Annotated in this window: 13 protein-coding genes; 6 read left to right on the top strand and 7 right to left on the bottom strand. The window is 70.3% G+C overall.

What is annotated here, in order from left to right:
• Positions 1–53 precede the first annotated feature (53 nt).
• The 4 genes from ACGFY9_RS30690 to ACGFY9_RS30675 all read left to right on the top strand — a co-directional run bounded on the left by ACGFY9_RS30690 (position 54) and on the right by ACGFY9_RS30675 (position 2,852).
• A complete protein-coding gene (locus tag ACGFY9_RS30690; RefSeq protein ID WP_393759492.1) occupies positions 54–503 on the top strand; it encodes a MarR family winged helix-turn-helix transcriptional regulator in 450 nt (149 codons plus the stop codon).
• Between the two features lie 219 nt (positions 504–722).
• Positions 723–1,694: an L-idonate 5-dehydrogenase gene (locus ACGFY9_RS30685; protein WP_393759535.1), complete on the top strand. Its 972-nt coding sequence runs from the start codon at positions 723–725 to the stop codon at positions 1,692–1,694.
• A gap of 43 nt (positions 1,695–1,737) precedes the next feature.
• Positions 1,738–2,214, top strand: a complete 477-nt coding sequence (locus ACGFY9_RS30680) for a PfkB family carbohydrate kinase (RefSeq protein WP_393759491.1) — start codon at positions 1,738–1,740, stop codon at positions 2,212–2,214.
• A complete protein-coding gene (locus tag ACGFY9_RS30675; protein ID WP_393759490.1) occupies positions 2,211–2,852 on the top strand; it encodes a bifunctional 4-hydroxy-2-oxoglutarate aldolase/2-dehydro-3-deoxy-phosphogluconate aldolase in 642 nt (213 codons plus the stop codon). Before ACGFY9_RS30680 ends, ACGFY9_RS30675 begins: the two co-directional genes overlap by 4 nt.
• 51 nt (positions 2,853–2,903) lie before the next feature.
• Here the strand turns inward: ACGFY9_RS30675 and ACGFY9_RS30670 are convergent, their stop codons facing one another.
• Together ACGFY9_RS30670 and ACGFY9_RS30665 are read right to left on the bottom strand one after the other, a co-directional pair.
• Positions 2,904–4,193: an amidohydrolase family protein gene (locus ACGFY9_RS30670; protein WP_393759489.1), complete on the bottom strand. Its 1,290-nt coding sequence runs from the start codon at positions 4,191–4,193 to the stop codon at positions 2,904–2,906.
• 167 nt (positions 4,194–4,360) lie between these two features.
• Positions 4,361–5,545 carry a trans-sulfuration enzyme family protein gene (locus ACGFY9_RS30665; RefSeq protein ID WP_393759488.1) on the bottom strand — a complete coding sequence of 395 codons (1,185 nt, stop codon included), beginning with the start codon at positions 5,543–5,545 and terminating at the stop codon, positions 4,361–4,363.
• 159 nt (positions 5,546–5,704) lie between these two features.
• On the opposite strand from ACGFY9_RS30665, the gene ACGFY9_RS30660 reads away from it, so the two are divergent.
• Positions 5,705–6,160: an Lrp/AsnC family transcriptional regulator gene (locus ACGFY9_RS30660; protein ID WP_393759486.1), complete on the top strand. Its 456-nt coding sequence runs from the start codon at positions 5,705–5,707 to the stop codon at positions 6,158–6,160.
• Between the two features lie 3 nt (positions 6,161–6,163).
• On the opposite strand, the gene ACGFY9_RS30655 is transcribed toward ACGFY9_RS30660, so the two are convergent.
• Together ACGFY9_RS30655 and ACGFY9_RS30650 are read right to left on the bottom strand one after the other, a co-directional pair.
• Positions 6,164–7,006 (bottom strand): PhzF family phenazine biosynthesis protein, encoded by an 843-nt coding sequence (locus ACGFY9_RS30655; RefSeq protein WP_393759484.1) that lies wholly within the window; start codon positions 7,004–7,006, stop codon positions 6,164–6,166.
• Between the two features lie 81 nt (positions 7,007–7,087).
• A complete protein-coding gene (locus ACGFY9_RS30650) occupies positions 7,088–8,527 on the bottom strand; it encodes a carboxylesterase/lipase family protein (RefSeq protein ID WP_393759533.1) in 1,440 nt (479 codons plus the stop codon).
• Between the two features lie 112 nt (positions 8,528–8,639).
• Here ACGFY9_RS30650 and ACGFY9_RS30645 point away from each other — a divergent pair, with 112 nt between their 5' ends.
• Positions 8,640–9,617 carry an Lrp/AsnC ligand binding domain-containing protein gene (locus ACGFY9_RS30645; protein ID WP_393759483.1) on the top strand — a complete coding sequence of 326 codons (978 nt, stop codon included), beginning with the start codon at positions 8,640–8,642 and terminating at the stop codon, positions 9,615–9,617.
• 148 nt (positions 9,618–9,765) lie between these two features.
• On the opposite strand, the gene ACGFY9_RS30640 is transcribed toward ACGFY9_RS30645, so the two are convergent.
• The 3 genes from ACGFY9_RS30640 to ACGFY9_RS30630 form a co-directional block, all read right to left on the bottom strand.
• Positions 9,766–10,683, bottom strand: a complete 918-nt coding sequence (locus ACGFY9_RS30640) for an endo-beta-N-acetylglucosaminidase H (protein WP_393759481.1) — start codon at positions 10,681–10,683, stop codon at positions 9,766–9,768.
• 226 nt (positions 10,684–10,909) lie between these two features.
• Positions 10,910–12,100, bottom strand: a complete 1,191-nt coding sequence (locus ACGFY9_RS30635; RefSeq protein ID WP_393759479.1) for an extracellular solute-binding protein — start codon at positions 12,098–12,100, stop codon at positions 10,910–10,912.
• A gap of 266 nt (positions 12,101–12,366) precedes the next feature.
• On the bottom strand, positions 12,367–13,806 hold the full coding sequence (locus ACGFY9_RS30630) for a gamma-aminobutyraldehyde dehydrogenase (RefSeq protein ID WP_393759477.1): 1,440 nt from the start codon (positions 13,804–13,806) through the stop codon (positions 12,367–12,369).
• Positions 13,807–13,895 lie beyond the last annotated feature (89 nt).

Below are 13,895 nucleotides of genomic sequence, written 5' to 3'. Positions count from 1 at the left end.
ACTGATAGTATTTGTACATCACCATCAGCTGCCTTACAAAAGAGGTCCGCCCTGTGAACCATCCCGACCGCCGTACCGGCTACGTGGCCTGGCAGATCGGTCAGATCATGGCGGCCCGGATGGAGCGTGCCCTGCGCCCGCTCCAGCTCACGCTCGCCCAGCACCGGGCCCTGATGCAGGCCGTCCTCGACCCGGGCGTCTCCAGCGCGACCGCGGCACGCCGGGCGGCGATCACCCCGCAGTCGATGGGTACGGCGGTCAACGGGCTGGTCGAGCGCGGGATGCTGGAGCGCCGCACCACCCCCGGCGACCGGCGCACCCAGCGCCTGCACGCGACCGAGGCCGGCGTACGGCTCGCCGCGGAGGCCGCGGAGACGGTGGACGCCGCCCACGCCGAGGCGCTTCAGGCGCTGACGCCGGCGGAGCAGGAGCAGACGCACGCGCTGCTGCTCAAGCTGCTGGCGTCGCTGAATCCCTCGGCGCTGGAGGGCGACCTTTCCTGAAGTGCCGGCGGACCGGTGCTACTCCCAGACCACCACGTTGCGCCGCACCGGCACCGTCGAGGGCCCGCTGGCGAACCTGGTCCGGCTGGAGGACGCCGTATGAGTACGGGCCGTGTGAGGGCCGTCGTGGTGCACGGTCCCGGAGACGTGCGCATCGACGAACGGGCCCGCCCGGTACCGGTCGCGGGCGAGGTGCTGCTCGCCCTGGAGTGAGGCGGGATCTGCGGATCCGACATCGCCTACTGGAAGAACGGCGCGTCCGGCACCGCCTCGCTGGCCCACCCGCTCGTCCTCGGCCACGAGGTCGCGGGCCGGATCGCGGCGCTCGGCGCCGGGGTCACCGGCCTGGACGAGGGACAGCAAGTCACCGTCCACCCCGCCCAGTTGGTGGGCGACGGCGTCCTCCCGGACCGGATCGCGGGGCGCACCAACCTCTACCCGCACGTCCGTTACTTCGGCTCGGCGGCCTTCGACCCGCACACGGACGGCGGGTTCAGCGAATACCGTACGGTCCGCGCGGCCCAGGTCCGCCCCCTGCCGGACGGCGTCGACACCCAACAGGGCGCCCTGGCCGAGCCGTTGGCGGTCGCCCTGCACGCCGTGGGCCGGGTGCCGGCGCTGCGCGGGCGGACGGTCCTGGTCAACGGGGCAGGTCCGATCGGCTCGTTGGTGGTCGCCGCGGCGAAACACGCCGGGGCGGGCACCGTCATCGCCGCCGACCTCTCCGCCACCTCCCTCGCCGTCGCCCGCGCGATGGGCGCCGACGAGACCCGTGACATCTCACGCGGCGAGTCCCTCCCGGAGGACGTCGAGGTCGTCTTCGAGGCGTCCGGCGCCCCCTCGGCCCTCGGCCCGGTCCTACGGTCCACCGCGCGCGGCGGCACCCTCGTCCAGGTCGGCAACCTCCCCGGCACGGCGATCTCCGCCACCCTCGGTGACCTGGTCACCCGTGAGATCACCTGGATCGGCTCCTACCGCTTCGTCGAGGAGATCGACGAAGCGCTGCGCGCGCTGCGGGACGGGCTGGACGTGACACCGGTGATCACACACCGGTTCCCGCTGGAACCGGCGGAGGAGGCGCTGGCGGTCGCGGCGGACCCGGGGAGCGGGAGCAGCAAGGTGCTGCTCCGGCTGGGCGGGGGGACCAACTCCGTTGCGCGTTACGCCGTTTCATCCGGCTCCGGGACGTGACACATAGGTCGTCCTTCGGAAGAACAAGAACCAGGAGATTCGCGTGCCCTTGCCGCCCCTGCCCCTTACGGCCGACCGACCGGTGCAGGCTGCCGGCGTCGTGCCGCCTCAGATCGCCGACGTCGTGTGCGTCGGGGAGACCATGGCCGTCCTCAGTCCGCCGGACAGCCGTCCGTTCGACGAACAGCCGACGCTCGCGATGGCCATCGGCGGTGCCGAGTCCAACGTCGCCTGCGGTCTGGCCGGTCTCGGTCACCGTGCCGCGTGGCTGAGCCGCCTGGGCGACGACCCGTTCGCGCGCCGCATCCTGACCGAACTCACCGCGCGGGGCATCGACGTGACGGGAGTGGAGACCGACCCGGCCCGCCCGACCGGCGTCTACTTCAAGGACCCGGCGCCGGAGGGCACCCACCACAGCCCCCCTCCCGCGCTCCGGACAACGCCGCCCGCCCAAGCCGCCACCCGCACACCGACCGGCGTAACCACCCCCGCCCACAGCCGAAGGAGCCCCCGCCCATGACCCCCGACTTCCTCACCCAGTTGGCGAAGGACCGTGTGATCGCCGTCGTCCGGGCGCCGGAGATACCCGACGCCGCGGCGCTGTGCGAGGCGTTGCGGGCGGGTGGCATCCGGTGGATCGAGTTCACCCGCACCACTCCCGGACTGGCCGCGCACCTACGGCGCGCGGTGGCCGACGGCCAGGACGGTGTCGGTGCCGGGACGGTGATGACCGGAGCGCAGGCCGAGGAGTTGATCGAGGCGGGGGCGCAGTATCTCGTCACCCCGGGCTGCCGCCCCGGCGTCGCGGAAGCGGCCGCGGCGACCGGGGTGCCGGTCGTCATGGCCGCCCTGTCCCCCACGGAGGTCGGAATGGCCCTCGACCTGGGCGTGGACGCGGTGAAGATCTTCCCCGCCCGTGCCTTCGGCCCCCGGCACTTCCGTGACCTTGCGGGCCCCTTCCCGGACGTACCGCTGGTGGCGTCCGGCGGGGTCAACGCGGACAACGCGGCCGGGTTCCTCGCGGCCGGGGCGCGTGCGGTGTGCGCCGGTTCGGAGGTCGTACCGCCCGCTGTCGTGGCCGCGGGCGACTGGGCGGAGATCACACGCCGGGCCCGTGTCTTCACCGACTCGCTGACGGCCGTGCCGGCGCCTGCGTAGCCGAACCGGACAGACCTCCATGTGCCCGGATCTGCCTGCGAGTTACTCCGATTACGGCCGCGGTCGCCACGTACCGTCGACCGGAATGCCCGCGGCCGCCGCGATCCGGTCGCGGGACGCGAGCAGCCGGGTCCTCAACTCCGGCAGGTCCACACCCACCAACACCCCGTCGCGCTTGACCACTTGACCGGCGACGAGGACGGTGTCGACCAGGCCGGGATGGCCGGCGCTGACGATGCTGCCGGCCGGGTCGGTGACCGGGAACACCGTCAGGTCGTCGGTGCGCAGGAGGATCAGGTCGGCGTCCTTGCCGGGGGTGACGCTGCCGGTGCGGGCGCCGAGTCCGCAGGAGCGGGCGGCGTCGATCGTGATGAACTCTAGCAGGTCGCGGGAGCGCAGGCCGCCGTCGAGACCGCGCTGCACGGCGAAGGCCGTACGCATCGTGGAGAACATGTCTCCGCCGGCCGAGGGGACGTCGTCGACGGACAGCGTCGGGCGCAGGCCCGCGGCCAACGCCCGCCCGGTGACCGGCGATCCGAAGCCCATCTTCAGTTCGACGTCCGGGCTGACGGACAGCGAAGCGCCCGCGTCCGCGAGCATCCGCAGTTCTTCGTCGCTGATCCCGTTGGCGTGCACGAACGTGGTGGTCTCCCGCAGCAGACCGTGCTCGCGCAGCTCGGCGACCGTGGGGCTGGTGCCGCCCGGGTCGACGTGCAGGCTGGTACGCAGGCCGAGTTCGTCCGCCAGCTTCAGTTCGTGGGCGACGATGTCCATGCCGGTGTCGTCGGGTCCGCGTAGGCCGAACCCCATGGTGACGAGGCCGTCGCCGGGCAGCTCGGAGCGGACGCGGCGGATGTCGGCGTCGACGGAGTCGGCGGTGCCCCAGCCTGCGCCGAGGCAGAAGATCGACCGCCCCGGCGCGTCCCGCAGCGCGGCGACGGCGGCGTCCTCGTGCGCGTGGGTCTGCGCGACGTGGTACCAGTCCAGCATCGTGGTCACCCCGGAGTGCAGGGCCTCCAGACGGCCGAGCAGGGTGCCGGCGTAGACGTCCTCGGGCCGGTAGTGGGGTTTGACCGTGCGGTGCATGGCCAGCGCCCACTCGGCGAACGTCCAGTCCGCGCCGGCGCCGCGGAACGCGGTCTGCCAGGAGTGGCGGTGGTTGTCGACGAAGCCGGGCATCACGATCCGGTCGGTCGCGTCGATCACCTCGGCGTCCCGCGCGTCGATGCGCTCCGCCACTTCGACGATCACACCGTCCTCGATCAGTACGTCACCGCGTTCGAGATCGCCGACAGCCGGGTCCATGCTGACCACGGTGCCGCCGGTGAGGAGAGTCTTCATCGGAGGGGCTCCTTACGTGTGGGGGTGCCTGAACTAATAGGGGGGTGCCGGGGGTTGGGCCGCGTGGCCAGGTGAACCAGTGGGAGTCCTGGCCGAACTCCGGCTCGGCGAAGGGCTGTTCGCGAACGGTCGGCCGCTCAGCCCGTCTCAGTCGGTCTCAGCCGATCTCAGTCGGTCGCGGCTTCGGCCAGCACCGCATCGGCCGCCGCGAGCGCATCCGCGACGAGATCCGCCGTGTCCTCCGTGCCCGCCGCCAGCCGGACCAGCCCCAACGGAACGGATTCCGCGAGCTGTTGCTCGCTGAGCATCCCGCGCCACATCGACGCCGGATGCACGGCCAGCGACTCCACGCCCCCGAGGCTGGCCGACCGGCGCGGGTAACGCAGCCGCCCGAGAAACGCGTCGGCCATCTCAAACCCCCCGGCGAACTCGATGCCGAGCACCCCGCCGAAACCGCTCATCTGGTCCACGGCCACCTTGTGCTGCGGGTGCGTCGCCAGCCCGGGATAGTGCACCTTCGTCACCGCCGGATGCGAGCTCAACGCCTCTGCGAGGGCAAGCCCGTTGGCGTTGTGCCGGGGCACCCGCAACGGCAGGGTCCGCATCCCGCGCAGCAACAGCCAGGCGTCGATCGGCCCGAGCGTGGCACCGGTCAGGAGACCCACGTCCCATATCCGGTCGAGGATCTCGGCCGGCCCGGCCAGCACTCCCGCGGACACATCGGAATGGCCGTTCAGATACTTCGTCGCGCTGTGCCACACCAGGTCGACACCGAAGTCCACCGGCCGCTGGTTCAGCGGAGTGGCGAAGGTGTTGTCCGCCATGGTCAACGCGTCGTGCGCGCGGGCCAGTTCCGCTACGGCCCGCAGGTCGGTGATCTGCAGCAACGGGTTGCTCGGGGTCTCCACCAGGATCAGCCGGGTCTGCGGGGTCAGCGCCCTCGCGAACGCCTCCGGGTCGGTCTGGTCGACCAGCGTGGTCGTCACCCCGAAGCGCGGCAGCAGGTTCAACAGCACCGACGCGGTACCCCCGTAGGTGGACCGCTGCCCGACGACATGGTCACCGGCGGACACCAGCGCCAGCACGGCCGTGGTGAGCGCGGCCATCCCGGACGCGGTGACCATGGCCGCCTCGGTGTTCTCCAACTCGGCGACGACGGCGGCGACTTGGGCATGGTTCGGGTTGCCGAACCGGGTGTAGAAGTCCTTGCCGCGCGGTTCTACGGCCCCTCGCGCGAACATCTCCGCGTCCTCGGCCGAGAACGCCGCCGTCTGGTAGATGGGCGGAGCCACGGCACGGCTCGGATGGACCTCGCGATCGGCGTGAACGGTGATGGTGCTCTTGCCCGGCATGGCTGCCCTTCCGTGGACCTGGACCGTCGGTGTGACTCCACAGAGCGTGACCGACCGACAGTCCAAGATGCCCGCATCTCGGCAATTTCGGCAGCAAATTGCGCGCCAGGCAGGCGCACAATTGTGGTAGTCAAGCCTTTGGCGCAATAACCTGCCGCCATGGATGAGGTGGACCGATCGATTCTGGCCGTGCTCGAAACGCACGGCCGCATCAGCAACAACGAGCTCGCCGCCCGGGTCGGGCTCTCCCCGTCCCCCTGCCTGCGGCGCGTGCGCCAGCTGGAGGAGGCGGGGGTCATCCGCGGCTACCGCGCGCTGATCGATCCCGCCGCGATCGGCCGCAGCCTGCGGGTCTTCGCGGGCGTACGGCTGATGCGGCACACGCGGGCGGACGTGGTCGCGTTCGAACGCGGGGTCACCCGGCTGCCCGAGGTGGTCGCCTGCCACCACATCACCGGCAACTTCGACTATCTCCTCCAGGTGGAGGTGGCCGACCTGCCCGCCTACGAGGACTTCCACGCCAACCAGCTGGCGACCCTGCCCGGCGTGGCAACGGTAACGAGCTACGTCACGATGAAGACGCTCACGGCGGACACCGACACGGGCACCCCATGACGATCAGAGCGTGATGGCCCCGCGAATACACACGACAGCGGCGCCACTGACCCATACGGTGCCGTCCGCATCGGCGCTGATCTCGATACTCGCGGCCCGCCCCAGCCGCGTGCCCTGCGAGACCCGGTAGGAGGCGGCCGCGCCACCGGTCGAGATGAGCCACTGCCCCACGCCGGCGTTCATGCTCCCGCAGGCGGGGTCCTCGGGCACGCCGGCGGCGGGGGCGAAGGTCCGCATCTCGAACGCGTGCCGAGACCCCTCCGGACAGGCCCCGATCGCACCGACCATCGCGTCCGGGAAGGCGGAGAAATCAGGTTCGAGGGCGAGCACCTCCTCGGCCGTGGCCAACTGCACCACGGCCCACCCGGGCCCGTTGTCGACCCACTGATGCGCCACGACCCGGTCCCGCGAGATCCCGAACGCACCCACGATCCGCAGCAGTTGATCCTCGTCGAGCGCCCCCTCCCGCACCCGAGGCGGAGCCGCAAAGGCCAACGTCCCTTCACCCCGCCGCACGGCGACCAGTCCCGCGCCGCACTCCTGCACGATGCGTTCGTCGTCCCGCGGTGTGCCACCACCGTCCAGCCAGGCCCGCGCGGACCCGAGGGTGGGGTGCCCGGCGAACGGCAACTCGCCCCCGGGGGTGAAGATCCGCAGCCGGTAGTCCGCCTCGGGGACGGTGGGCGGCAGCACGAACGTGGTCTCGGACAGGTTCGTCCAGCGCGCCAGCCCCCGCATCTCATCGTCGCTCAGGTCGGTCCCGTCGAGCACGACGGCGACCGGATTGCCGGAATAGGGGCTGGTGGAAAACACGTCGACCTGCACGAACGAACGGGTACGCGGCATGCTCATCAAGCCCTTTCAAACGACTACAGCTTCAAACAACAAAGTGGCCTGCCCAAGGCTCCAACACTCCGGCCGCCCGCCTCAGCCGAGGTGCCGAATGCGAGCCGCCGTCGCAGGCGTGTACGGCAACCAGTCATGCACCGATCCACTGACGACGAACTCGGCGACCGCGCCGGCGAAGGTACGCCCCAGTTCCCGTACGGCATCGGTCGGCCGCCCCAACATCGGACTGTCCGCAAAAGCATCGAACGTGCCGAAAAGGAAGGGCAGTTCACCGCAGTGGGTGGCACCCAACCCGTACGGATCCTGGGCCGGCCGGTAGTCGAACTCGTACACGTAGGTCGCATTGCCACCCGCAGCGTGATGGTCGGCGATCCGCAACGAGTCGGCGCGGAACAGATCGTCGGTGACCATCGCGGTGAACACCCGTGCCGCGGTGGGCTCTTCGAACCGTGCGGCGTACCGCTCGTAGAACTCATGGGCGCGTGCGCCAAGTTGACCAGCCAGCAGGTCCAACGCACCGCCAACGCCGAGGTTCTGGATGTGCGGGTCGAAGGCGGTGAAGGCCGTCGCCTCGTCCCGAGTGGTGCCGATCAGCAGCGACTTGCCCTCCAGTCCGCCGTCCACGACCCCCCGACGCAGATCGCGGGGAACACCGGGCCCGCCCAGCACCGGATACATCGGCGGAGCGGCGTTGCCCGGACGCGCGAGCTGCCCCGCGAGCCGGCCGTAGGCGGACAGCAGTCGCTCAACGGGCAGTGCGCGCAAGGCGGTTGCCGCGTCCGCTCCGTCCGGAACCCCGAGCAGCCGTAGATACGCTTCGGCGTTCTCGGCCGCGTGCTGCGGGTCCTGCGGGGCCAGGCCGAACGGACCGCTCTCCAGCAGTACCCGGTTCACGAGTCCCGATGTCCGCGGATCGAGCGCCAGCGCAAGCGATGAATACGCTCCGGCCGACTGCCCGCCGACCGTCACCTCGCGTGGATCGCCGCCGAAGGAGGCGATGTTGTCCCGCACCCAGGCCAGCAGGGCGGCCTGGTCCTGGGCGCCGAGGTTGGCGGCGCCGATCTCCGGCAGGTACAGGTAACCCAGGGGCCCCACGCGGTAGTTGGCGGTGACCACGACGATGTCGCCGAGCGCGGCCAGCCGCCCGCCGTCGTACCAGTCCCAGCCGCCGGAACCACTGGTGAAGCCGCCCCCGTGCCACCACACCAGGACCGGCCGGGCCGCGTTGTCCTCCAACGCCCCTTCCGGAACATGGACGTTGACGGTCAGGCAGCCGTCCTCGTCCCAGTCCGGCACGCGGGGACCCATCACCCGTTCCAGCCGGGAGGCCCCCTGCGGGACGGCCGGTCCGGCCTGCGCGGCTTCCCGCACCCCGGTCCACCCCGGGTGCGGCCGAGGCGGCGCGAACCGCAACTCCCCGACAGGTGAAGCGGCGTAGGGAATCCCCCGGAAGGAGACCACCTCGCCCCGCACGTCACCCCTGACCCGGCCTCGATCCGTCTCCGCGACACCCACCATCGGGCTCACCCTCTCTCCGTCGTCTGCTCCGAACCGTTTCTAGCGGCGAGCATCGATCCGAGCCAGAATGAGGAATCGGAAGCGCGAAAGCAGGACAGAGGACCAGGCGGATATGGCGAAAGCAAGCCACCCCTTGAGCGAGACGGACAGTCGGATCGCCGCCGCGATGCTGGCCTCCCCCCGGGCCTCGTGGCGCACGGTCGGCCGCGTCCTGGGCATCTCGGAGCGCACCGTGGTGCGTCGCGCGGCACCGCTGTTCCACGACAAGACGCTGCGCGCCACCGCCGTACGCAACCCGGTGTGGTTCCCCGACCTGATCCCGCTGGCCCTGCGCATCCGCTGCCGCCCCAACCAGATCAGCGCCATCGCCGCGACCCTGGCCCGCCGTCCCGACACCGTCTGGGTGGACATCCTCGGCGGCGGCGACGAGATCTGCACGATCCTGTTCCTGGACGGCCCGGACGCCCGCAACTCCCTGCTCCTGCGCGACCTCCCGGCCACCCCCGCGGTCCAGTCGTGGACCTCGCACATCCTCCTACGGGTGTTCCCGGCGGCCTTCGACTGGAGCGGCGGCCTGCTCACGGAGGCCGAACTGACCAGCCTCAGACCGGAGTTGCCCGCCCCGGCGGCCCGCCCAGCCCTCCAGCCCCTCGACCACGCCCTGATCACCACCCTGATCGAGGACGGACGGGCCTCCTACACCGACCTCGCCCGCCGCGCCGACACCACCGCCCTCACTGCCCGCCGCCGACTGGAGACACTGGTCGCCGGCCAGGTGGTCAGACTCGCGACCGAGGTCGACCTGGCCCGGCTGGGCATCCGTACCGAGGCCCTGCTGTGGATCACGGTCGCCCCCGGCGGCCTGGAGGAGACGGGCCGCGAACTCAGCCGCCACCCCCAGGTCCGCTTCGCCTCAGCCACCACCGGCTCGGCCAACCTCCTCGTGGCCGTCGCCGCCGCCGACCTCAACGCGCTCTACCACTTCCTGAGCGACACGATCGGCGCCCTCCCCCACGTCACCACGCTGGAGGTCACCCCCATCCTGAGCGGCGTGAAGAGAACGGGCCTGGTCCGCCCCGGCAGCCTCTGAACCGACTGCCCGACTGCCCACCCGCCTGCGGCACCTGTGGCGCCCGCGCCTCCGACAACGTTGTCGAAGACGCGGACGGCCCGAGCCGCGGTCCTACGGGATGCGGCAAGCCCCGAAGGAGCACCGGACGACGGCGAGTGCGGCCGGCCTACGGCGTGTAGGTGGCGTCACTGCCGTACAACTGCCTGGTGAACGCGGAGACATCGGCGCTGCGATCGGAGCCGTCGAGGTTGTACGTCAGAAAGACGCCGTACCCCTCGCTGACCGTGCGGGCGGCGAGTGAGGCGACCGTGCTCTGCGAGGTCCCGCCGATCTGGACGGCCGCCGGCGACAGCTTCGACTTGGGCAGTGCGATGCCGGGGACCTGCCAGGTGCCGTAGTACGGGTTCCAGGCGTAGTCGAACTTGGACGAGACGTCGACGCCGCCGTAGGACAGGCGCGACGCGGCCGGGCCGATGTTGTAGAGGCTGATGATCTTGTCCGGCATGTTGGCGCGCAGTGCCGACACCAGGTACACGAACGAGCTGGCGTTGGGCTGGGTGGTGCCGTTGTTGCCGTAGTCGGCGTACTCGTCATCGAAGTCGATGCCGTCGAGGCCGTACTTGGTCACGGTGTCCGACAGCTGCTTCGCGAACGTCGAAGCCGTCTGCTGGGACGGGAAGTTGGCGAAGCCGGAGCCCTGGTGGTTGCCGAGCACCGAGAGGACGACCTTGATGCCCTTCTGCTGCAACGGCCGTATCTGCGTGGCGGCGTTGTCGAGGACGCTCTGCACGTTCGGGTTGAAGTACAGGGTCCCCGCCTTCGTGCCCGCGTCGTAGTTGATGTTCGCCGCGAAGATCACGGCGATGTCGAAGACGTTGGCGCCGCCGTTGGCGAGGGTGTACTTGCCGACGTTCAGCATGCTGTTGTTGTTCACCTCGACGTACGCCACCGAGGTCGGTCCCTGTTTCGCGGCGGCGGGCGCCGCTGCCGCGCCGCTCGTGGCGGTCGCGCCCAAGGCGAGTGCCGCCATGGTCGAGAGCGCGAGCGCGGCCGTCCGTACTCTTCTCCGCACCGGAGTGAACATCGTTGATCGGTCTCCCATCGCGTGGAGCGGCGCCCGCCCTGCTCGCGGGCGCCGAGTGAGCCCCGCCCTCTCCGTTCCCGGGACCGAACCACCGGAACCATGCGAGAACTCTTCACGACTCCACGCACATCGCGCCACAACTCTCAATCCGGGCAAGGGAGTTGCTGGAACGCCGCGCCGGCGCGGGCGGACAGGGCGTGCACGCCGGGGCTCCGCGCCACCGCCCCTACAACCCCACGATCTTGTTCCACTCCTTCGCGAACTCCACCCGCTCCGTCGACGTGATGTCCCGCGCGATCGCGAGGTGCTCGCGCATCGTCGCGTCCGGGAAGATCAGCGGGTTCTCGGCCAGCTCCGCGGTGTCCTTGTCCTTGGAGGCCGCGAGGACGTCCTGGGCGGCGGGGACGGGGCAGACGTAGTTGACCCAGGCGGCGAGTTCCGCGGCGACCTCGGGGTCGTAGTAGTAGTCGATCAGCTTTTCGGCGTTGGTCTTGTGGCGGGCCAGGTCGGGGATCATCAGGGAGTCCGCCCAGAGTTCGGCGCCCTCCTCGGGGACGACGAAGCGGATGTCCGGGTTGTCGGCCTGGAGCTGGATCACGTCGCCGGAGTAGGCCTGGCAGGCGAGGACGTCGCCGCTGACCAGGTCCTTGGTGTAGTCGTTGCCGGTGAAGCGGCGGATCTGGTTCCGGCTGATCTGGGTCTGCACCTGGTCGCACACCTTGTGGAAGTCGGCGGCGGTCCACTTGGTGATGTCGACGCCGTTGCCCTGCATCAGCAGCGCGAACGCCTCGTCCAGGCCGGAGAGCAGAGTGACCCGGCCCTTCAGGTCGCTCGCCCACAGGTCGGACACATGGCGGATCTCGCGGCCGAGCTTGCGGTGGTTGTACGCGATGCCGGTGATCCCCGACTGCCACGGCACCGTGTACCGGCGCCCGGGGTCGAACGCGGGCGAACTGAGCTGCGGGTCGAGGTACTTCGCCACGTTGGGCTGGCTCGACCGGTCCATCCGCTGGACCCAGCCGAGGCGGACGAACCGCGCGCACATCCAGTCGCTCATGACGATCAGGTCGCGGCCGGTCTGCTGGTGGTTCATGAGCGCCGGGCTGATCTTGCCGAAGAACTCGTCGTTGTCGTTGATCTCCTCGATGTAGTCGACGGATATCCCGGTCTTCTTCTCGAAGGCGTCCAGCGTGGGCCGCTTCGTCTGGTCGTCGTCATCGGTGTCGATGTACAGCGGCCAGTTCGCCCAGGTCAGCCGCTTGTCCTTGGCGGACAGATCGGCGCCGGCACGGTCCCCGGCCTTCACATACGCGGCGGGCACACCACACCCGGCGAGCGCGCCGAGCGCGGCGGTTCCGCCGAGCGCGCGCAGCAGGGAGCGGCGGGAGGGCGGATACGACTTCGGAGTCTGGGGCACCCGCGCAGCATGACCCGGCGACCTGTCCCCGATCAATGGACGCTGCGTCGAGCGGCTTCCCGCGGACCCGACACCTTGTCGATCGGTTGGCTGTGAAGTAACCGCCGGTTCACACGGCAGGTGCGCAGCACGAGGTCTTCGTCGACTCCGGTCCGGGTGTCCGGCGCCGCGACAGCCAGACATCCCGGTACACAACACCGCGGCCCTGTACGGGAGTTGATCCCGTACAGGGCCGCGGTGTGTACGTCTGGTCAAGCGCCGCAGGCCTACGCGTCCAGCGACGTCATCACGTGCTTGATCCGGGTGTAGTCCTCGAAGCCGTAGCCCGACAGGTCCTTGCCGTAGCCGGACTTCTTGAAGCCGCCGTGCGGCATCTCCGCGACCAGCGGGATGTGGGTGTTGATCCACACGCAGCCGAAGTCCAGCGACTTCGACAGCCGCATCGCCCGCCCGTGGTCCTTCGTCCACACCGAGGACGCCAGCGCGTAGTCGACGCCGTTGGCCCACTCGATGGCCTGGGCCTCGTCCGTGAAGGACTGGACGGTGATGACCGGGCCGAAGACCTCGTTCTGGATGATCTCGTCGTCCTGCTTGAGGCCCGAGACGACGGTCGGGGCGTAGAAGTAGCCGACCTCACCGACCCGGTGGCCGCCCGACTCCACCTTCGCGTGCGCCGGCAGCCGCTCGATGAAGCCGGTCACCTGCTTGAGCTGGTTGGCGTTGTTGAGCGGGCCGTAGAGCACGTCCTCGTCGTCCGGCTGCCCGGTCTTCGTCTCGGCGGCCGCCTTGGCGAGAGCCGCCACGAACTCGTCGTGGATGCCTTCCTGTACGAGCACCCGCGTCGCCGCCGTACAGTCCTGGCCCGCGTTGAAGAAGCCCGCGACCGAGATGTCCTCGACGGCCTTGGCGATGTCGGTGTCCTCGAAGACAACGACGGGAGCCTTGCCGCCCAGCTCCAGGTGGACCCGCTTGAGGTCCTTGGACGCGGACTCGGCGACGGACATGCCCGCGCGCACCGAACCGGTGATGGAGGCCATCGCCGGCGTGTGGTGCTCGACCATCGCGCGGCCGGTGTCCCGGTCGCCGCACACGACGTTGAAGACGCCCTTGGGCACGATCGAGCCGATGATCTCGGCGATCAGGACGGTCGAGGCGGGGGTCGTGTCCGAGGGCTTCAGGACGACCGTGTTGCCGGCGGCCAGGGCCGGGGCGAACTTCCAGACGGCCATCATCATCGGGTAGTTCCACGGCGCGACCTGCGCGCAGACGCCGATCGGCTCGCGCCGGATGATGGAGGTCATGCCCTCCATGTACTCGCCGGCCGAACGGCCTTCGAGCATCCGGGCCGCGCCCGCGAAGAAGCGGATCTGGTCGACCATCGGCGGGATTTCCTCGGAGCGGGTGAGCCCGATCGGCTTGCCGGTGTTCTCCACCTCGGCCGCGATCAGTTCCTCCGCGCGCTCCTCGAACGCGGTGGCGATGTCCAGCAGGAACTTCTGCCGCTTGGCCGGGGTCTCGTCCCGCCAGGCCGGGAAGGCCGCCGCCGCGGCCGCCATCGCGGCGTCCACGTCCGCCGTCCCGGACAGCGGCGCGGTCGCGTACGCCTCGCCCGTCACGGGGTTGACCACCTCGGTGGTCCGTCCGTCGGCGGCGTCCCGGAACTCACCGTCGATGTAGTTGCGCAGACGACGCAGTTCGGTGCTCACTGCCGGCCCTCCAAGTTCAGGTGTCCAATCACTGAGACACCCACCCTAATCGCCCGGCCCACGTTTTCAACACCCCCGATCGCGCCAAG

Origin of the sequence: Streptomyces sp. NPDC048504 (genome assembly GCF_043200035.1) — a bacterium.
GTDB lineage: Bacteria > Actinomycetota > Actinomycetes > Streptomycetales > Streptomycetaceae > Streptomyces.
Note: the sequence above shows the minus strand (reverse complement) of the source record. Positions and strands in the feature narration are given on the sequence as shown.